Annotated in this window: 14 protein-coding genes; all 14 read left to right on the top strand. The window is 55.6% G+C overall.

Annotated elements, in window-relative coordinates:
- Window positions 1-17: 17 nt before the first annotated feature.
- The 14 genes from ACF2G4_RS07525 (at window position 18) to ACF2G4_RS07460 (ending at window position 19,174) form a co-directional block, all read left to right on the top strand.
- On the top strand, window positions 18-1,043 hold the full coding sequence (locus ACF2G4_RS07525; protein ID WP_243078480.1) for an ABC transporter permease: 1,026 nt from the start codon (window positions 18-20) through the stop codon (window positions 1,041-1,043).
- A gap of 836 nt (window positions 1,044-1,879) precedes the next feature.
- On the top strand, window positions 1,880-2,797 hold the full coding sequence (nac, locus tag ACF2G4_RS07520) for a nitrogen assimilation transcriptional regulator NAC (RefSeq protein WP_215848252.1): 918 nt from the start codon (window positions 1,880-1,882) through the stop codon (window positions 2,795-2,797).
- A 1,033-nt stretch (window positions 2,798-3,830) separates the two neighbouring features.
- On the top strand, window positions 3,831-4,790 hold the full coding sequence (gene cbl, locus ACF2G4_RS07515; protein ID WP_243077631.1) for an HTH-type transcriptional regulator Cbl: 960 nt from the start codon (window positions 3,831-3,833) through the stop codon (window positions 4,788-4,790).
- A gap of 153 nt (window positions 4,791-4,943) precedes the next feature.
- Window positions 4,944-6,401: an NAD-dependent succinate-semialdehyde dehydrogenase gene (locus ACF2G4_RS07510; protein WP_243077632.1), complete on the top strand. Its 1,458-nt coding sequence runs from the start codon at window positions 4,944-4,946 to the stop codon at window positions 6,399-6,401.
- A gap of 676 nt (window positions 6,402-7,077) precedes the next feature.
- The gene (locus ACF2G4_RS07505; RefSeq protein ID WP_409075790.1) at window positions 7,078-8,547 is read left to right on the top strand and encodes an aldehyde dehydrogenase family protein; all 1,470 of its coding nucleotides are present in this window, start codon (window positions 7,078-7,080) and stop codon (window positions 8,545-8,547) included.
- A 31-nt stretch (window positions 8,548-8,578) separates the two neighbouring features.
- Entirely contained in the window at window positions 8,579-9,247 is a 669-nt protein-coding gene (locus tag ACF2G4_RS07500; RefSeq protein ID WP_409075789.1) for a haloacid dehalogenase type II, read from the top strand.
- 10 nt (window positions 9,248-9,257) lie between these two features.
- Window positions 9,258-10,535, top strand: a complete 1,278-nt coding sequence (locus tag ACF2G4_RS07495; protein ID WP_409075788.1) for an NAD(P)/FAD-dependent oxidoreductase — start codon at window positions 9,258-9,260, stop codon at window positions 10,533-10,535.
- Window positions 10,536-10,702: 167 nt separating this feature from the next.
- Window positions 10,703-12,307, top strand: a complete 1,605-nt coding sequence (locus ACF2G4_RS07490; protein ID WP_243077636.1) for an ABC transporter substrate-binding protein — start codon at window positions 10,703-10,705, stop codon at window positions 12,305-12,307.
- 34 nt (window positions 12,308-12,341) lie between these two features.
- Complete coding sequence (locus ACF2G4_RS07485; RefSeq protein ID WP_243077637.1) at window positions 12,342-13,295, top strand: ABC transporter permease; 954 nt, start codon at window positions 12,342-12,344, stop codon at window positions 13,293-13,295.
- Window positions 13,295-14,146, top strand: coding sequence for an ABC transporter permease (locus tag ACF2G4_RS07480; RefSeq protein ID WP_243077638.1), 852 nt, complete (start codon window positions 13,295-13,297; stop codon window positions 14,144-14,146). Before ACF2G4_RS07485 ends, ACF2G4_RS07480 begins: the two co-directional genes overlap by 1 nt.
- Window positions 14,143-15,807 carry an ABC transporter ATP-binding protein gene (locus tag ACF2G4_RS07475; protein ID WP_215846456.1) on the top strand — a complete coding sequence of 555 codons (1,665 nt, stop codon included), beginning with the start codon at window positions 14,143-14,145 and terminating at the stop codon, window positions 15,805-15,807. The genes ACF2G4_RS07480 and ACF2G4_RS07475 overlap by 4 nt, the downstream gene beginning before the upstream one ends.
- A 256-nt stretch (window positions 15,808-16,063) precedes the next feature.
- Window positions 16,064-17,395 carry an NAD(P)/FAD-dependent oxidoreductase gene (locus tag ACF2G4_RS07470; protein WP_409075787.1) on the top strand — a complete coding sequence of 444 codons (1,332 nt, stop codon included), beginning with the start codon at window positions 16,064-16,066 and terminating at the stop codon, window positions 17,393-17,395.
- A gap of 10 nt (window positions 17,396-17,405) precedes the next feature.
- On the top strand, window positions 17,406-18,248 hold the full coding sequence (locus tag ACF2G4_RS07465; protein ID WP_409075786.1) for a GNAT family N-acetyltransferase: 843 nt from the start codon (window positions 17,406-17,408) through the stop codon (window positions 18,246-18,248).
- Window positions 18,248-19,174: a 2-hydroxyacid dehydrogenase gene (locus ACF2G4_RS07460; protein WP_409075785.1), complete on the top strand. Its 927-nt coding sequence runs from the start codon at window positions 18,248-18,250 to the stop codon at window positions 19,172-19,174. The genes ACF2G4_RS07465 and ACF2G4_RS07460 overlap by 1 nt, the downstream gene beginning before the upstream one ends.
- Window positions 19,175-19,182 lie beyond the last annotated feature (8 nt).

The raw sequence follows: 19,182 nt of genomic DNA, 5'->3' as shown, positions 1-19,182 counted from the left end.
AGAAAACTATGAGCAATATGAAAGTGACTGCCAATCCGGCATCCCAGCAGCAACCCTCTTTTTTCACCAATCTGCGGCACAAGCTGCCCAGAGATACCGGCATCTTTATCGTCATGGTCGGTATCGCATTAATTTTTGAAATGGCCGGTTGGTACGTACGCGACCAATCGTTCCTGATGAACACTAACCGTTTGATTTTGATTCTGCTGCAGGTTGCGATCATCGGCATTATCGCGGTTGGCGTGACACAAGTCATTATTACCACCGGCATCGACTTGTCCTCCGGCTCGGTCATTGCCCTGACAGCCGTGGTGGCAGCGAGTCTTGCGCAAACGTCTGACAGCCTTTCACCGATGTTCCCGTCGCTGGTGAATATGCCTGCGGCAATACCGATTGGTGCCGGGATTGGGGTCGGATTACTGTGCGGCCTGGTCAACGGCGTATTGATTACCCGCACCGGCATTCCACCGTTCATTGCCACGCTGGGCATGATGGTTTCTGCGCGCGGCCTGGCACAGTATTACACGCAGGGTAATCCGATCAGTTTCCTCTCCGACAGCTTTACTTCAATCGGTCAGGGCGCAATGCCGGTGATTATCTTTTTGGTGGTGGCTTTTCTGTTCCATATCGCACTGAAGCATACGCGCTACGGAAAATATGTTTATGCCATCGGCGGTAACATGACCTCGGCGAAAGTCTCCGGTATTAACGTGAACAAATATTTGATCATCGTTTATACCATCGCGGGCGCACTTTCTGGCCTGGCAGGCGTGGTGCTGGCGGCTCGCGTCAGCAGCGGACAGTCAAGCATGGGCATGGCCTACGAACTGGATGCGATTGCGGCAGCCGTCATCGGCGGCAGCAGCTTAATGGGCGGCGTCGGCCGCATTACCGGTACGCTGATTGGCGCGGTGATCCTCGGATTGATAAAAAGCGGATTCACCTTCATTGGCGTGGATGCTTATATTCAGGACATCATCAAAGGCATCATCATCGTCGCGGCTGTCTCCATAGATATGCATCGTAACCGCAAAAAACGCTGATACGCTGCCACATGCAGGTACAGAGCGGGCATATTGCAGCATCTTCCTCCCCCATATATGGGGGAGGATTGAGGTGGGGGACAAACGACCTCGCACTCCCGCGAGGCGGGGGAAGGAGACGCTGCCACATGCGGGTAATGAGCGGGTATATCGCAGCGTCTTCCTCCCCCATTTATGGGGGAGGACAGAGGTGGGGGACAAACGACCTCGCACTCCCGCGACGCGGGGGAAGGAGACGCTGCCACATGCTGGTATAGATCGGACATATTGCAGCGTCTTCCTCCCCCATTTATGGGGGAGGACAGAGGTGGGGGACAAACGACCTCGCACTCCCGCGACGCGGGGGAAGGAGACGCTGCCACATGCTGGTATAGATCGGACATATTGCAGCGTCTTCCTCCCCCATTTATGGGGGAGGATTGAGGTGGGGGACAAACGACCTCGCACCTTACGATCATAAGATTAACCACTGATAACGTTTACATCATATTAACTTCTGGATATCTGTTAAGGCAGTCTCTACGCGTCTTTGATGCGCCCTCCTGGATCGAACTGCACTAAAAGTGTACGACCAGCCATCACTTTTTTGCACATCTGACTCGCAACTTCTGCACCATATCAGTGCGCGCCCCTAAGTTATTTGATGCCATCACTCATGCTTTGTGCTTATTAACCCGTAAGAGGTAATTAGAAACGCTTATTTTCCGGGCCGTTAGAATAACTCTGGCTTTTCTAAGGCACCTCATCTTGCAACCTGGCCTGCATATTGCAATTTCCTTCACTACAAAGTGGCTGGCTCGACCAGCTAACTATTCGGGGAAGGTGACGGAGGCATGATGAATTTAAGACGACTGAAGTACTTTGTTAAAATCGTCGATATCGGCAGTCTGACTCAGGCAGCAGAAGTGCTGCATATTGCACAGCCTGCGCTCAGCCAGCAGGTCGCTACGCTGGAGAATGAACTGGATCAACAATTGCTGATCCGTACTAAGCGCGGCGTAACGCCAACCGAAGCAGGTAAAATTCTCTATGCTCACGCACGCACTATTCTGCGTCAGTGTGAGCAGGCACAAACAGCCGTGATCAACGCTGGACAGGCGTTGAATGGCCAAGTCTCGATTGGCCTTGCACCCGGAACAGCGGCCTCTACGCTGACCATGCCATTGCTGCAAACGGTCCGCGAACAATTTCCAGATGTGCTGGTGTATCTGCACGAAAACAGCGGCAGTTCACTCAATGAAAAAGTGATGAACGGTCAGCTCGATATGGCAGTGTTGTACGATCGCGCGCCGACGGCCGGTATTAACAGCATCCCATTAATGAAAGAAGAGCTTTATCTGGTGGGTGCGACTGATTGTCCTGGCAGCACCGTGGATCTGGCGGATGTCGCGCAGATGAGCCTGTTTTTGCCACGTGATTACAGTGCAGTGCGCAAACGCGTTGACGAAGCATTCTCACTGCGTCGTCTGAGCGCGCGCATTATTGGTGAGATTGAATCTATTTCCACACTGACTGCCGCCGTGGCCAGCGGCATGGGCGTTACCGTGTTACCCGAATCCGCCGCGCGTTCGCTAGTGGGTTCAACCAATGCCTGGATGGCGCGCATCAACAGCCCATCGCTGAATCTGCCGCTGTCGCTAAACGTCTCCGCACGTTTGCCGCTGTCACCTTCAGCGCAAGCAGTAAAAAATATTCTATTGTCGTTATTGAATAAGCCACTGACAGAAGAGCGCGAGCTGATGCTAGTGAGCTGATTTGTCGGTTTGCGGACCGACCAGCCGCTGGTGGTGGATGCCCTGTGTGGGCATTTCACGCTTGCAGCGGGCTAAGTTCAGTGCACGGAGTGCGGATTTCGCTTGCAGCGGATTTGCACTGAGAATATTCCGCCCGCCAGGCGATAGGGAGTTTCATCTGCTCCGGGCAGGCGGACGTGTTAAGGGGCTTACGCCAGCCCCTTAACAATCCCGGCGTCCGGCAGACTCCGCGCCACGCTTCGCGCGGTTCCCTCGTCACTCACCCGGCCTGACGGACCGGCCGGACTCGCCGTCCTGGCTCGACCCAGCCTCTTCGCGGCATCCCTGCCGCTCGCCCTGGCCTCCGTTCTTTCCTCAGCGCACCGTATGCCTCCGGCATCCACCGCCTGCCGCTTCCTCTTCTTTCTTACATACATCCTCGTCTGAAACTCCGATGCGCCAAAAATAAACTCAAAACTCAGTTCATAAAACTAAAGCCCACAGACAGGTCTGTAGAAATTCAGTCATCGAAGACGCGAGAAGGCGGGATGGGTTTATGAGATTCACAGCAGTGCAAAACATAAAAGAAAAGGTGCCGCTGCTGCAGCGGGGGTTGCCAGAGGCCATTTCACTCGCCGAGAGAATGAGGGATTTCAGGACGAGCGGCAGGGATGCCGCGATGAGGACGGGGTGAGCCAGGGATGGCGAATCCGTCCGGTCCGTCAGAAATCGTGAAAAAGCGAGGGAACCGCGAAGCGGCGAGGGGGCTGGCCGGAAGCGCGGGTCAAGGGTTGCCGCTCAGCAACCCTTGTCGGTCGCCCGCAGGGAGGAAATGAAACTGCCCGGTTGGCGGGCGAACGAAAAAGCCACCGCGCCTGGTTCGGCGCTTTGAACTCAGGCGCCGGTTCGCGCCCCGAACCCAGGCACCGGTTCGCACCCCGAACCCCCTCCACTTATTCCCTAAAGTCATATAAGAATCTTTTTTATTATTTGTTGTTATCAATAATAGTTCTTACCATCTGAAGAACAGGTTTCGTAAAGGGAGGTAAATATCGTGAATTTCCAGCAACTTAAAATCATTCGTGAAGCGGCCCGCTGTGAGTTTAACTTAACGGAAGTTGCGAATACGCTGTTTACTTCCCAGTCGGGAGTGAGTCGTCATATACGCGATCTGGAAGATGAGCTCGGTGTAGAGATTTTCATCCGTCGCGGTAAGCGTCTGTTGGGGATGACTGAGCCGGGCAAAGCGCTGCTCACCATTGCCGAACGCATTCTTGATGAGGCGGGCAAAGTGCGGCGTCTCGCCGATGTCTTTACCAACGAAACCAGCGGTATTCTCACCATCGCCACTACCCATACTCAGGCGCGTTACAGCCTGCCGCGTGTGATCAAGGCGTTCCGTCAGCTCTATCCCAACGTGCGCCTGGAGTTAAACCAAGGTTCGCCGCAGGAGATCGTCACCATGTTGTTGGCAGGCGAAGCGGATATCGGTATCGCCAGTGAACAGCTGGTGAATAATTCTAGCCTGGCCGCCTTTCCATGGTTCAGCTGGCATCACGCCTTGTTGGTGCCGAAAGATCACGAACTGGTGCAGCAGCAGCCGGTTTCACTCAGTAAACTCAGCCAGTATCCACTGATCACCTATCGTCAGGGCATAACAGGCCGTTCGCGAGTTGACCGCGCATTCCAGGGCGCGGGCTTACGGCCTGATATCGTGCTGAGTGCGCAGGACTCCGACGTAGTAAAAACCTATGTAAAACTCGGTCTTGGCGTCGGTATTCTCGCTGATCAAGCCTGTGAGCTGGATGAGGGTGAAGATCTGGTACGTCTGGATGCAACACATCTGTTTGAAGCCAGCACTGTGTGGCTCGGTCTGAAGCGCGGCCAGCTCCAGCGCAATTACGTCTGGCAGTTCCTGGAGTTGTGTAATGCCAATCTGTCGCTGGAAGAGATCAAGCGTCAAGCGCTCTCTTACACCAGCGATGAAGAACCGGTACTCGATTTCCAAATTTAAGCAAAAGCGCCCGGCAAGGCTGGGCGCGTTCCACGGCATAAAATTTTTTTTCCGCATTGAAAACTCCCTGAACTTCCTTTCTCATCCCGTAGAAAAACATCCTGCGCTGACGCGACGCGATAAAGTGAAACAAAACCATCACGAGGGGATGTTATGTCGCGGATACAACTTAAAGATGGCGATCTGCTGCGCCAGCAGGCGCTGTTTGGCGGACGCTGGCAAGACGCACATCAGGGCGAAACGCTGCCGGTCATTGATCCAGCCACCGGTGAAACCATTGCCACCATACCGGCGTTAGGCCGGGAAGAAACCGAACAAGCTATTGCTCATGCCGATGCAGTACGCATCAGCTGGGGAAAAACGCCCAATGCTGCTCGCGCAGCGCTGCTGGAAAAATGGCATCAGCTGATTATTGATAACGCGGATGACCTGGCAATCATCATGACCGCTGAGCAGGGCAAACCGCTGGCGGAAGCCAAAGGCGAAGTACTGTATGGTGCCAGCTTCGTGAAATGGTTTGCCGAAGAGGCGCGCCGCATTTATGGCGATACGATTCCTTCTCCCAGCGACGATCGCCGCATTCTGGTATTGAAACAGCCGGTTGGGGTGGCAGCCGCCATCACGCCGTGGAATTTCCCTATCGCCATGATCACCCGCAAAGTCGCTCCGGCTCTGGCGGCGGGCTGCCCAATTATTGTGAAACCTTCAGAGCTGACACCGCTTTCTGCGCTGGCCTTGGCGGTTCTGGCAGAGCGCGCAGGCTTTCCCTCCGGCGTGTTGCAAGTTGTCACCGGTTTGCCCACCGAGATTGGTGCGGCGTTAACCGAAAGTCGCACTGTACGCAAAATCTCCTTCACCGGTTCCACCCGCGTTGGTCAGTTATTGATGCAGCAAAGCGCCGACAGCATCAAACGCCTTAGCCTGGAATTAGGCGGTAATGCGCCATTGATTGTGTTTGATGACGCCGATATCGACATCGCTGTAGCCGGCGTCATGGTGAGTAAATTCCGCAATGCGGGGCAAACCTGCGTCTGTGCTAACCGCATCCTGGTGCAACGTGGCATCTATGAACGTTTTTCAGCGCGTCTGTTGGAAGCGGTAGCAACCTTAAAAGTGGGCGACGGTTTCACGCCAGGCAGCACCATCGGGCCGCTGATCAATGAGCGTGCGGTTGAAAAAGTTAACAGCCATATCGATGATGCCCTTAGTCAGGGCGCGACATTGCTCACAGGCGGAATCAGCCAGGGCAACGGAACTTATGTTCAGCCGACGGTGTTAGGTGACGTCACGAACAAAATGCGTATAGCTCATGAAGAAACCTTCGGCCCAGTGGCACCGCTGTTTATTTTTGATGACGAAGAACAGGCGATTGCAATGGCGAACGATACGCCATATGGCCTTGGCGCCTATTTCTTCACGGAAAATATTCGTCGCGCCTGGCGTGTCGCCGAGTCGCTGGAATTTGGTATGGTCGGATTCAATACCGGTGCTATTTCATTAGAGGTTGCGCCCTTTGGCGGGGTGAAATTATCAGGAATAGGCCGCGAAGGTTCACGCTACGGAATAGATGAGTATCTGGAACAGAAGACCTTCCATATCGGTAGCCTCTGATATCCCCGTCCTATCCCCGTCATACTTCAGGCTGCAGGTGCGTTGGCTGCACGCGTTCGCCCCGGTCACATACTTATGTATGCTCCCGGGGACTTACGCGCTTGCCGCCTTCCTGCAACCTGAATTATTCAGGGGATACACAGCGTTAATTTCCTAATTAAAGCTGCCGGTGCAATGGTTGCATGCCTGTCTTCGAACTGAATTATTTAGGGGATACACAGCGTTAATTTCCTAATTAAAACAGCCGGTGCGTTGGTTACATACCTTTCTTCGACCTGAATTATTGAGGGAATACGTGAAGGTATTCACATAATTTAAAAATTAGTATTAGCAAGTAACTAATTAAAAAGCGCCTGCAATTAATAATATGGGCGTTTTTATGTTGTGCGTTGCATCCAGTTTTACGCGTCCTCTCCCTTTTAGTGCAAGTTTCGTGCATGGCGCACCAAAGCGATGCAAATATTTTGTGAAGTAAATCATCTGTTTAAATGTTCGGCAATTCCGCAAATTTTGCTGCTGTAATACGGCAGAAAATTTTTTTGCGCTGTTTTAAACGCATTTTTATTTTTTTCGTGGCTGGCATACTTTCTGCATTAGCTTATTAACATTGAATATAAGTCGCGATGAAAAGCTAATTAATCAGCGAGTGATGGGTGTAACAAATAAGGATTCTTCCATGTTAAGTTTCGACCCTGAAAAAGTCTCTCTTCCTGTTGGTCATTATATTGATGGCCAACATGCTCAGACACAAGGCGCGCCGTTTGCGGTCAAGCGGCCTTCCGATGGCAAAGTCTTTGCCACGATCAATGAAGCCCAGCCGGATGATGTTGATCGCGCAGTGAATAGTGCGCACCAGGCACTGAAAACCAGCGGCTGGTCGAGCTGTTCACCGCGTGAACGTGGTCGCGTATTACGTCGCTGGGCCGATCTCATCGAGCAAGACAGCTTATTAGCGCAACTTGAATCGCTGGGTTCAACCCGTCCAATCAGCGATGTGGTGCAGCACGAAATTCCGTTCACCGCAGAAGCCATTCGTTTCTACGCCGAATGTGCAGACAAATACAGCGGTGACCTGTTTCCTACCCGTGAAAGCAGCCTCGGGATGCTGATCCCTGAACCTTATGGCGTGATTGGTGCCATTACGCCATGGAATTTCCCATTGTCGATGGCGTCATGGAAATGCGGCCCGGCGCTGGCAGCAGGAAATGCTGTGGTACTGAAGCCTTCAGAACTGACGCCGTTTTCAACTGTGCGCATGGCTGAGCTGGCAGTGCAAGCAGGATTACCCGCTGGCGTACTGAACATTGTGCAGGGCAGCGGCGCGGTGACTGGCAGTGCCTTGGTAAAACATCCGCTGGTGCGCAAAGTTTCGTTCACCGGTTCAACGTTAACCGGCGCCCGCATCATGAGTGATGCCGCGCAGTTTGGCATGAAGCCGGTCACGCTGGAGTTGGGCGGTAAAAGCCCGCAGCTGGTGTTTGATGATGCGGGCAATATTGATCAGCTGGCGCAACGTATTCTTCGGGGCTTCACCGCTAACGGCGGACAAGCCTGCGTCGCGGGCACCCGCTTGATTGTACAGCGAGGCATTGCCGATCCGCTGGTTGAACGTTTAGCCGCGCTGTGCCGCGAAGTTCAGCCTGGCGTAACCTGGAACGATCAAAGCCGCTATGCGCCACTGATCGACGAACGCCAGGGCAACAAAGTCTGTTCGGTTATCGAGGCAGCAAAAGCGCAGGGCGCAGAAGTGTTGGTGGGCGGTGAACGTTTTGCTAACACCGACGGCGGCTGGTTTTGGCAGCCCACCTTGCTGAGCGGCGTGGCGCAGGATAATGCCGCCGTGCAGCAGGAAATTTTTGGCCCGGTGTTGACGGTGCAAACCTTTGACGACGAAGAGCAAGGTTTAGCACTGGCGGCGCATGAGATTTATGGTCTGTGCGCCGGGGTTCACACCATGAGTTTACCGCGCGCCCTGCGTGCCATGCGCGCCATTGAAGCGGGCACCGTGTGGATCAATCGCTACGGCCGCTCCGGCGACTTCATTATTCCAACCGGCGGGTTTATCGGTTCAGGCATCGGCAAAGATTTAGGCCGTCAGGCGTTTCAGGCCTGCCAACGCCAGAAAAGTGTACTCATCGATTTTTAAACTAAACATCTGACAATGACGAGGTTGTTTCATGGCACTGTTTAAACCTAAATACATCACTTTTGACTGTTACGGCACGCTGATCTTCTTTGATATGGCCGGTGCCGCAGAACGCTGTTTCTCTGAGCGCGTAGCGCCAGAAGCGATGAACGCATTTACCACCGATTTCGCCCGCTATCGCATGGATGAAGTGTTAGGCGCGTGGAAGCCTTATTACGACGTAGTGAGCAACGCTCTGCAGCGCACCTGCAAAAAATGGGGCGTGCGTTGGGATAAAGCTGACAGCGACTTCATCTATACCGATTGCGCTACCTGGGGCCCGCATCCAGACGTGCCCGCCGGGCTGGCTAAAGTGGCAAAAGAGTTCCCGCTGGTGCTGCTGACCAACTCCATGAATGACCTGATCCCGCATCATGTTCCGCGTCTCGGTGCACCGATTCACATGACCATCACCGCAGAAGAAGTGGGCGCTTACAAGCCGCAGATGAAAGGCTTCGAATACATGCTGGAGAAGCTCGATTGCCGCCCAGACGAAATTTTGCATGTCTCTTCCAGCCTGCGATATGACCTGATGACCGCGCACGATCTCGGCATTACCAACAAAGTCTGGGTGAACCGAGGGCACGATCCCGCCAATCCGGCTTATGGCTACACCGAAATCAAAGACATTGGCGGCCTGCCTGGCGTCGTCGGACTCTAAGGACCACGTAATGAAACTCGAATCGTTCTGGCAAGCCACCGCCCCCGCTTTTACCGGCGCGGCCAAAGAATCACTGCCTTCACAGGCTGATGTCGTGGTAATCGGCGGCGGGTTTACCGGCATCTCGGCGGCGCTCAATCTGGCACGCAGCGGCGTCAGCGTGGTGGTGCTGGAAAGCGGCGAGGTAATGAGCCAAGCCTCAGGGCGTAACGGTGGGCACTGTAATACTGGCGTAGCGCAGAATTTCGCTTCGCTGGTGGCGAGCCAGGGCGTAGAACAGGCCAGCCGCTTCTATCGTGCTTACGACGAAGCGGTGAGCTATGTCGAGCAGCTCACGCATGAAGAACAGATCGATTGCGATTTTCGCCTGTGCGGCAAAATCAAACTGGCGAGTAAAGCGTCCCATTTCGCCGGTCTACGCGAAGCCTGGGAATTGATGCGCCGTACTGTTGATCCAGAGATTGAACTGCTCGGCAAAGAGGAGATTCATCGCGAAGTGGGCAGCAACGATTTCCACGGCGGATTGTTGCAAAAGCGCGGCGGACAGATGCACATGGGCAAGTTTGGTGTGGGGCTGGCGAATGCGGCTGCACGCCACGGCGCAAAAATTTATCCGCATCATGCAGTGACCGGGCTGGAGCGCCTCGACGGCTATCGCCATCGCGTGCAAACCGCTCAGGGTGAAATCGTTGCCGACAAAGTGTTGATGGCAACCGGCTGCTCAACGGAAGGGCCATTTCCCTGGTTCCAGCGCCGCATCGTGCCGGTGGGCAGTTTCATCGTGGTAACGGAAGTGTTAGGCGACGAACTGCTGCGTCAGGTCTTGCCGCAGGATCGCACGTATGTCACCTCAATGAACCTCGGTAACTATTTCCGCACCACCGCCGACCGTCGCTTGGTGTTTGGTGGCCGGGCACGCTTTGCTGTCAGTAACCCTACCTCCGATTCACGCAGTGGAGAGATCCTGCGTAATGCGTTCGCCACGCTGTTTCCGCCGTTGAGCAAGGCTCGCGTGGCGTATTGCTGGGGCGGCATGGTGGACATGACCGCCGATCGCCTGCCACGCGCCGGTGAACAGGATGGCCTGTTTTATTCACTCGGTTACAGCGGTCACGGCACGCAGATGTCAGTGTGGATGGGGCGCGTAATGGCCGACTTGCTGGCTGAAAAAACCAATCAGAATCCCTGGCAACGCGAAACGTGGCCTGCCTTGCCTGGTTATCACGGCAAGCCATGGTTTTTACCGCTCGCCGGGCTGTATTACAAGGCCAAGGACCGGCTCTCCTGATTTCCCGTCCTGTTTCAGGCTGCAGGGGCGTTGGCTGCATGTGCTCATCCGAATCACTTACTTCAGTAAGCGCATTGGAATGTGCCTGATTGCCGCCTTCCTGTAACCAGGAACCGTGAGGGAATCGATTATTGAACGCTTATTGAATGCTTATTGAGGGTCTACAGATGGGTAAATTTGATAAAGATTCTGGCGCAGTAAATCCGGCACTGACGCGGATGATCACGGAAGGATCACTGTCCCGCCGCAGTTTAATGAAGTTGTTGTCGGCAGGCGCCGCAATGAGCAGTGGTCTGATGGGTTTTCCACAAGTGGGCTTTGCTGCTGAGAACCCTGTGAAGGGCGGCAAGTTGCGCGCGGCGATGTCAAACGCCTCCGCCACCGACACGCTGGACCCAGCAAAAAGCAACAACAGCGGCGACTACACGCGTCAATATATGTTCTATAACGGCCTGACTGAGCTGGATAAAAACCTTGCCGCCAAACCGGCGCTGGCAGAATCGATTGAATCAACGGATGGCATTACCTGGCAGATCAAACTGCGCAAAGGCGTCACCTTCCACGACGGCAAGCCGCTCACCGCCAAAGATGTTATTTATTCGTTGAGCCGCCACAAAGATCCCGCCGTCGCATCAAATGCTTTTAAGCTGGCCGATCAGTTCAAAACCTTCACGGCAGTCAATGATAATGAAGTGCAACTGGTGTTAAGCAGCGCCAACTTCGACGTGCCCTACATGCTGGCTACGCCGCCGTTCCTGATCGTTCAGGATGGCACCAAAGATTTTACCAAAGGCATCGGTACTGGCCCGTATGTCTGTAAAGAGTTCTCGCCGGGCACCCGTTCGGTGGGAACGCGCAACCCCAATTATTTCAAACCCGGCTTGCCGCATCTGGATGAAGTTGAACTGCTGGGCGTGACCGATCAGGCCGCACGCGTCAACGGCATGATGTCGGGCGATTTGCACATCGTCTCAACGTTAAGTGCCGCCGATTGTAAACGCATCAAAGCCACCAGCGATTTTGGCGTGCTGGAGAGTAAATCTGGCATGTACACCAACCTGATTGTGCGCACGGATGTGAAGCCAGGCAGCAACGAAGATTTCGTGTTGGCGATGAAATATCTGCAACCCCGCGAAATGCTGGTGAAAACCGTGCTGCAAGGTTATGGCGATGTCAGTAACGATACGCCGGTTCCGCCTTGGCATCCGCTCTACAACGCCGATCTCAAACCGCGTCCACTTGACCCAGAAAAAGCCAAATTCCATATCCAGAAAGCGGGCATGACCGGCGCGACGGTTGAGATTATCACCACGCCAAATATCGAAGGCTCGAACGAAGGCGGCCAGCTGATTCAGCAGGTATCGCGTAACACCGGCATCAATTTCAAAGTGCGCCGCGTGCCTTACGACGGTTACTGGTCAACCCATTGGACCAAAGATCCGGTGGGCTACGGCTCCATCAACCCACGGCCCACGCTGGATATGCTGTTTTCGCAGTTCTACATGTCGAGTGCGCCCAACAATGAATCGGGCTGGAAGAATGATCAATTCGATCAGCTGGTGGTGACTGCACGCGGCGAGCGCGATCAGGCCAAACGCAAACAGATGTATGGCGATATGCAGAAACTGATTTATGACCACTGCGGCACCATCATCCCAACGTTTATCAGCTCCACTGATGGTTACAGCAAGAAAGTGAAGGGTGTAGAAGCCTGGCCGTCGGGCATGATGATGGGCTATCGCTTCCACGAATTCGCCTGGCTCTCCGCTTAACCTGTTAACCGCTACCGTGAAAAGGAGTACGCCGATGAACCGATACATGATGTTCCTGATTGCCCGGCGTGTTGGCGCGGGCATCCTGACCTTACTGATCGTCTCGGCGGTGGTGTTTTTTATCACCAGTATGCTGCCGGGTGATGCGGCGCAGATGATCCTTGGGCAAAACGCTACCTCGGAAACGGTAGCGGCGTTGCGTCAGCAGTTGGGCTTGGATCAGCCGCTGCTGATGCGTTATTTCAGTTGGCTGGGTGGCATGATGCAGGGCGATTTTGGCACCTCATTTGCCAGCCATCTGCCGGTTTCACAATTAGTGGCGCAGCGCATTCCCGCCACCTTTGAACTGGCGGGGATCACCACGCTGATCTGCGTGCCGCTGGCGTTGATTATCGGCATTGTGGCGGCAATGAATCGGGGTTCAAGGCTGGACCGTGCTCTGGTGATTGGCACCATGGCAACGGTTGCGGTGCCCGAGTTTTTAGTCGCGACCGTGGCGGTGCTGATCTTTGCGGTGAAACTGCATTGGGTCTCTGCGATGTCGTTTGGCAGCCCGGATATGGATTTAATCAGTTATCTGAAATCCTACGCGCTGCCGGTGCTCACGCTGTGCTGCGTGCTGGTGGCGCAGATGGCCCGCATGACGCGAGCCGCCATTATCAACCAGCTCGACAGCCCCTATCTGGAAATGGCGCTGTTGAAAGGCGTCTCGCCGCTGCGTGCAGTGCTGCGTCATGCGCTGCCCAATGCAGTTGGCCCAATTGCCAACGCCATATCGCTGAGTCTCTCCTACCTGTTTGGTGGCGTCATTATCATCGAGACCATTTTTAGCTATCCCGGTCTCGCCAGCCAACTGGTGGATGCGGTCAGCAACCGCGATCTGCCGGTGGTGCAACTCTGCGTGATGTTGTTCGCCGCCTCGTATCTGGTGCTGCTGCTGGCGGCAGACATTCTCACCATCGCCTTTAATCCGAAATGGAGAAGCTAATGAATACGCTGCTGCTTCCCTGGCGTTTCTTTCAGTCGTTGTCGATTTCAGGCCGACTGGGTTTGTTGATGTCCCTGTTTTGGTTGCTGATGGCGGTATTCGGTAATCAACTGGCACCGCACAACATTGATGATATCGGTGGCGGCCCGTTAATGGGCGGCGTAACCGCTGATAACGTGTTGGGCACCGATTATTTGGGCCGTGACATGCTGAGCCGCATTTTGTATGGCGCAAAATTCTCCATCGGCCTGGCGCTGAGCGCCGCGTTGCTGGCGAGCGTGATCGGCACGTTGCTGGCGCTGCTGGCTGCGATGGCGGGGCGCTGGCTGGAAGAGGTGCTGGGTCGCGTCAACGATGCACTGCTGGTGCTGCCGGGCAAAGTACTGTCGCTGATGATCGTCGCCGTGTTTGGTTCCTCGCTGCCGATGCTGATTCTTACAGCGGTATTCACGTACTGGCCGGGCGCATTCCGCATCGCGTTTGCCATGGCCAGCAGCTTACGCAGCATGGATTACGTACGTGCTTCACGGCTGCGTGGCGAAAGCCGCTGGTATGTCGCGATCCACGACATCCTGCCCAATATGCTGCACCCAATGTTGACCGACTTTGGTTTGCGCTTTGTCTACATCGTATTGCTGCTGAGTGGTTTGAGCTTCCTCGGCCTTGGTGTGCAACCACCGTACGCCGACTGGGGCACCCTGGTACGCGAAAATATTCAGGGCCTGTTTGATGGTTCTCCTGCGGTGTTAATGCCTGCGTTGGCGATTGCCAGCCTGACCATTGGTGCCAACCTGTTCATCGACAGCTTACAAGCGATGCGTCCCATGACATTAGCGAAGGAGGGAGCATGAACGTGATGCCACATACGGCAATGCCGGTGATTTCAGTCGATAAGCTGCGCGTGACGGCGCAGACCGACAGGGGTGAAGAGATCGATCTGGTTTCAGACATTCGCTTCACGGTGCAAAAGGGCGAAGTGCTGGCGCTGATTGGCGAGTCTGGCTCGGGTAAAACCACCATCGCAATGGCGTTAATGGGCTACGCTCGCAGCGGTTGCCGTATCGCCGAGGGCAATATTCACGTGGCCGGAACCGATGTGAACAGCCTGACGCCCGCGCAGCTGCGCGCGTTTCGCGGCAACAAAGTCTCTTACATTGCGCAAAGTGCGGCGGCCTCGTTCAATCCCGGCATGAAGATTCTTGATCAGGTGATTGAGCCCGTAGTAATTCACGGCACCATGACGCGCAAAGACGCGAAAGCCAAAGCGATTGGGCTGTTTCGCGAGCTGGCGTTGCCGAACCCTGAAACCATCGGCGACCGTTTTCCGCATCAGGTTTCTGGCGGACAGCTGCAACGTTTAATGACGGCAATGGCGCTGATTGGCGATCCTGACGTGGTGATCCTTGATGAACCCACCACCGCATTAGACGTCACTACCCAGGTTGAAGTTCTGAAAGCGTTTCGCCGCGTAGTAGCACAGCGTGGCGTGACGGCAATTTATGTCAGCCACGATTTGGCGGTGGTCGCGCAAATGGCGGATCGCATTCTGGTGCTGCTGCGTGGACAAATTGCCGAATATGGCAGCACCGCACAGCTGATTGGCGCACCGCAGGCGGAATACACCCGCCTGTTGATGGATGCTGCTCAGCAGAAAGAGCGCCCAAGCAACTGGTGTCCGGTAGAAGCCGATATCCAGCCACTGATGGAAGTGCGCGATCTGTCGGCGGGTTACGGTCCGCGGGGTAGCGATGGTTATCCAAAAACCCGTATTCTTGAAGAGATCAATCTCAAGCTGTGGAAAGGCCAGGCGATTGGCATCATCGGCGAGTCGGGCTCCGGGAAAACCACGCTGGCCCACGCAATTGCCGGGCTAAACGCGCCGAGTCACGGCCACATTCTGTTTAATGGGCACTATATTTCGGGCGATATGCATAAGCGTCCCGATAACGAGCTGCGCCGCATTCAGTATGTGTTCCAGATGGCGGATACCGCGTTGAACCCGTCGCACAGTGTTGAACGTATTCTTTCGCGCCCGCTGACGCTGTTTCATGGCTTGAGCGGTGCGGCGCGCCAACAGCGTTTATATCAACTGCTGGATCTGGTGAAGCTACCACGTAGTGTGTTGTGGCGTCGCCCTTGGGCGCTGTCGGGCGGTCAAAAGCAACGCGTTAACCTGGCGCGTGCGCTGGCTGCAGAACCCGATTTGATTCTGTGTGATGAAGTGACCTCAGCGCTGGATACCGTGGTCGCTGCCGCCGTGCTGGATTTGATCAGTGAGCTGCGCCGCGAGCTGGGCTTGTCGGTACTGTTTATCAGCCACGATATGCACGCAGTACGCGCGGTGTGTGATGAGATTGTGGTGATGAAAAGCGGCCGCATCGTGACGCAGCTGTCGCGTAATGATTATGACAAGCCAACCAGCGAGCTCTATTTCGAGCGCCTGAAACGCGCCGTGCCGGAGTTAAGGCAAGGTTGGTTGGATGAGCACGAAGAGATTTTGAAGGCGGAATAACGGAAGGGTGCTTTCACTGGCGGGTGCGCGCTGCCCTTAGAGGGTGCTGGCTTTCCCCCACCTCGGTCCTCCCCCATTAATGGGGGAGGAAGACGCTGCTTTATGCCCGCTCAACACCCGCATGCGGCAGCATCTCCTTCCCCCGCCAGCGGGGGAAGGCCGGGATGGGGGACAGCCAGCACAAACGAAGGCAGCCCGCACAATTTATTCAGGGTGACTACACCCATCCAATAAGCAAAAAAGAGGTAGCAACGCTATGCCTGCACCGATTCGATATGTACAGGACAGTGCAAATTTCCCAGACGCCGCAGATGTGGTCGTCATCGGCGCCGGTATTGCCGGTTCAGCTGCCACGTGGGAACTGGCGAAACAGGGTTTAAAAGTGGTGTTAATCGAAAAAGGTTTGGTTGGGGCGGAGCAATCCAGCCGTAACTGGGGCTGGTGTCGCCAACAAAACCGCGACGAACGCGAATTACCGCTGATCATCCATTCGCTCCAGCGCTGGGGCGAACTGAACCAGGAAACGGGTGAAGAGCTGGGTTTCCGCCGCAGCGGGCTGGTTTACGCCACGCGCATCGAAACAGACATCGCCGCATGGGAAAAGTGGGGCCAGATGGCCAAAAACTACGGCGTGCGCAGTGACATGCTCAGCGCTGAACAGGCCAAAGCGATGACGCCCGGCAGCACCACTGCCTGGCTTGGCGGCGTTTCGTCACCCACCGACGGACACGCCGAACCGCGGCTGGCCGCGCCGGGATTGGTCATCGGTGCGCAGCGTCTCGGCGCAATGGTGTTTCAGCAATGCGCGGTGCGCGGGCTGGACATCTCCGCCGGGCGTGTCAGCGGCGTCTGGACCGAACGCGGCTTGATCAAAACCAATCGGGTCATCTGCGCAGCGGGTGCCTGGACTTCCATGTTCTGCCGTCGTCACGGCATCGACCTGCCGCTGGGCAATGTGATCGGCACCGCGTTCCGCACCCAACCGATTGAGCAAGCCATCGGCATGCCGCTTTACACACCAGGCTTCGCCTGTCGTCCACAGCTGGATGGCAGCTACACGGTTTCGGTATCGGGACGCGGGCGTTTAGAGCCGGGCGCACAGGGGCTGCGCTATGCGCGTCAGTTCTATCCCACCTTCAAAAGTCGCCGCAAGAATCTCAAACTTAACCTCGGCTTTAAGCCGTTCTTTGACGGCCCGGAAGCGATGGGGCGCTGGGAATTTGATGCGCAATCGCCGTTTGAGCGAATGCGCATTCTTGATCCTGCCGCCGACGCGAACATTGTGCAGGAAGGGTTGAATGCGATGCGCAAAGAGTATCCGGCGCTGGCCAACCTCAAGCTGGCGCAGTCGTGGGGCGGCATGATCGACAGCACGCCAGACGCGATTCCGGTGATTTCAACCGTGGCAAAACTGCCGGGACTGGTGTTATCGGCAGGCTACAGCGCCCACGGATTTGGCATTGGGCCGGGCGCGGGTCGTCTTGCCGCCGATCTCGCCACCGAGTCCACGCCGATTGTTGATCCCACACCCTATCGTTACAGCCGTCTGGTTGATGGCAGCGGCTTAGAAACCCCGGGCATGATGTAAGGAGACAGCAATGAATATGACCGTACGCAATATGACAGCGGGCGATGTCGACACCTGTTTTACCCTGACGCAAGCGTTGAAATGGCCGCATCGCCGCGAAGACTGGCAGCTGGCGCAGCAGTTGGGTGAAGGCGTGGTGATTGAAGAGCACGGCAAACTGATCGGCAGCGCGATTCTCTGGCGCTGGGGCGACAAAGCCGCCACCATCGGATTAGTGATTGTAGATAACCAGCAGCAAGGACGCGGTTTAGGCAAGCAGCTGATGCTGGCGCTGCTGGAAAAAGTGCCGGGCTATAACGTCAGGCTGCACGCCACCGAAATGGGTAAAGGGCTGTATGAGAAGCTCGGGTTTGTCACCTGCGGCAGCATCCGTCAGCATCAAACGCGGGCGCTGGCTGCGGTACCAAACGTTGTCATTCCTACCGCATTGCAGCTGCGTAGCGCGGTCGAAGCCGATCATGCCACGCTGGTAGCGTTAGATCAGCAGGCGCACGGCATGCTGCGCCCTGCGTTATACCAGCACCTGATTGCTGATAATCAGACCATCGTGCTGGAAAATGCCCAACAGCAAATTCAGGGCTTCGCCAGCCTGCGCCGTTTCGGTCATGGCTGGGCGATTGGCCCAGTGATCGCGAAAGAATTACCGGTTGCTCAGGCGTTAATTACTGCGTTGATGCAGGGCCTGGGCGGTGAATTCATTCGCATTGATACCGATGGCGCGCTGCCGCTGGCGGAGTGGCTGACTACGCTCGGACTGGAACAGGTGGATGCGCCCACCATCATGGTGCGGGGAACGCCCTGGACGCCACAAGGCATGCAGGCGTTTGGGTTAATGACCCAGGCGATGGCCTGATGCATATCGTTTATAAATCGGAACCTGAACGCGGTCTGCTTTGGCAGGCCTGGCTAGCGCAGCACGCGCCAGATATTCAGCTGCATCTGTGGCCCGACATCGGCGAGGCGGATCAGGTTGAAATCCTGGTGGCGTGGCAGCCGCCGGCTAATATTCTTGCCACCTTTCCCAACCTGAAAGTACTGTTTTCGGTGGGGGCGGGCGCGGATCAGTTTGATCTCTCTGCACTGCCGCCCGATCTTCCGGTTGTGCGGATGATTGAGCCGGGCCTGACGCAAGGCATGGTTGAATACATCGCCTTTTCGGTGATTGGCCTGCATCGCGACATGCCGCGCTATTTCCAGCAGCAGCGCAATCAGCAATGGCGGGCGCATAACGCCATTCCTGCGTCACAACGCCGAGTTGGCATCATGGGATTAGGCGAACTCGGCCAGGCTGCCTTGAAACAGCTGGTTTCCATGGGATTTGATTGTGCCGGCTGGAGCCGCACAGCACGCGAAATCGAGGGGGTGCGCTGCTGGCATGGCGACGATCAGCTGGCGGATTTCCTTGCCCACAGCGACATTCTGGTTTGCCTGTTGCCGCTGACCTCCACCACCCGAGGCTTGCTCAATGCTGAGCTGTTCCGCCAGTTACCTTACGGCGCGGGATTGGTGCAGGCCGGACGCGGGCCCCAGCTTAATGAAAACGATCTGCTGGCGGCGCTGGCAAGCGGTCAACTGCGCGCCGCAGTGATAGACGTTACCGATCCCGAGCCGCTGCCTACGGAACATCCTTTCTGGTCACATCCTGCGATTTGGTTAACGCCACATATCGCCAGCCAAACGCAAACCGACAGCGCCATTGCGGCACTGTTGCAAAATTTGCGCCGTTATCAGCGTGGTGAACCGATGATCGGTTTAATTGATCGCTCGCGAGGCTACTGAAATGAATC

The organism is Pantoea phytostimulans (genome assembly GCF_046118715.1).
Classification (GTDB): domain Bacteria; phylum Pseudomonadota; class Gammaproteobacteria; order Enterobacterales; family Enterobacteriaceae; genus Pantoea; species Pantoea phytostimulans.
This window is presented reverse-complemented; position numbering and strand designations above follow the sequence as displayed.

What these genes read in the sequence shown, in the direction of transcription:
- ACF2G4_RS07525 (WP_243078480.1), top strand. Translation starts at nt 18, where the DNA reads ATGAAAGTGACTGCCAATCCGGCATCCCAGCAGCAACCCTCTTTTTTC.
- nac (WP_215848252.1), top strand. Translation starts at nt 1,880, where the DNA reads ATGAATTTAAGACGACTGAAGTACTTTGTTAAAATCGTCGATATCGGC.
- ACF2G4_RS07510 (WP_243077632.1), top strand. Translation starts at nt 4,944, where the DNA reads ATGTCGCGGATACAACTTAAAGATGGCGATCTGCTGCGCCAGCAGGCG.
- ACF2G4_RS07505 (WP_409075790.1), top strand. Translation starts at nt 7,078, where the DNA reads ATGTTAAGTTTCGACCCTGAAAAAGTCTCTCTTCCTGTTGGTCATTAT.
- ACF2G4_RS07500 (WP_409075789.1), top strand. Translation starts at nt 8,579, where the DNA reads ATGGCACTGTTTAAACCTAAATACATCACTTTTGACTGTTACGGCACG.
- ACF2G4_RS07495 (WP_409075788.1), top strand. Translation starts at nt 9,258, where the DNA reads ATGAAACTCGAATCGTTCTGGCAAGCCACCGCCCCCGCTTTTACCGGC.
- ACF2G4_RS07490 (WP_243077636.1), top strand. Translation starts at nt 10,703, where the DNA reads ATGGGTAAATTTGATAAAGATTCTGGCGCAGTAAATCCGGCACTGACG.
- ACF2G4_RS07485 (WP_243077637.1), top strand. Translation starts at nt 12,342, where the DNA reads ATGAACCGATACATGATGTTCCTGATTGCCCGGCGTGTTGGCGCGGGC.
- ACF2G4_RS07480 (WP_243077638.1), top strand. Translation starts at nt 13,295, where the DNA reads ATGAATACGCTGCTGCTTCCCTGGCGTTTCTTTCAGTCGTTGTCGATT.
- ACF2G4_RS07475 (WP_215846456.1), top strand. Translation starts at nt 14,143, where the DNA reads ATGAACGTGATGCCACATACGGCAATGCCGGTGATTTCAGTCGATAAG.
- ACF2G4_RS07470 (WP_409075787.1), top strand. Translation starts at nt 16,064, where the DNA reads ATGCCTGCACCGATTCGATATGTACAGGACAGTGCAAATTTCCCAGAC.
- ACF2G4_RS07465 (WP_409075786.1), top strand. Translation starts at nt 17,406, where the DNA reads ATGAATATGACCGTACGCAATATGACAGCGGGCGATGTCGACACCTGT.
- ACF2G4_RS07460 (WP_409075785.1), top strand. Translation starts at nt 18,248, where the DNA reads ATGCATATCGTTTATAAATCGGAACCTGAACGCGGTCTGCTTTGGCAG.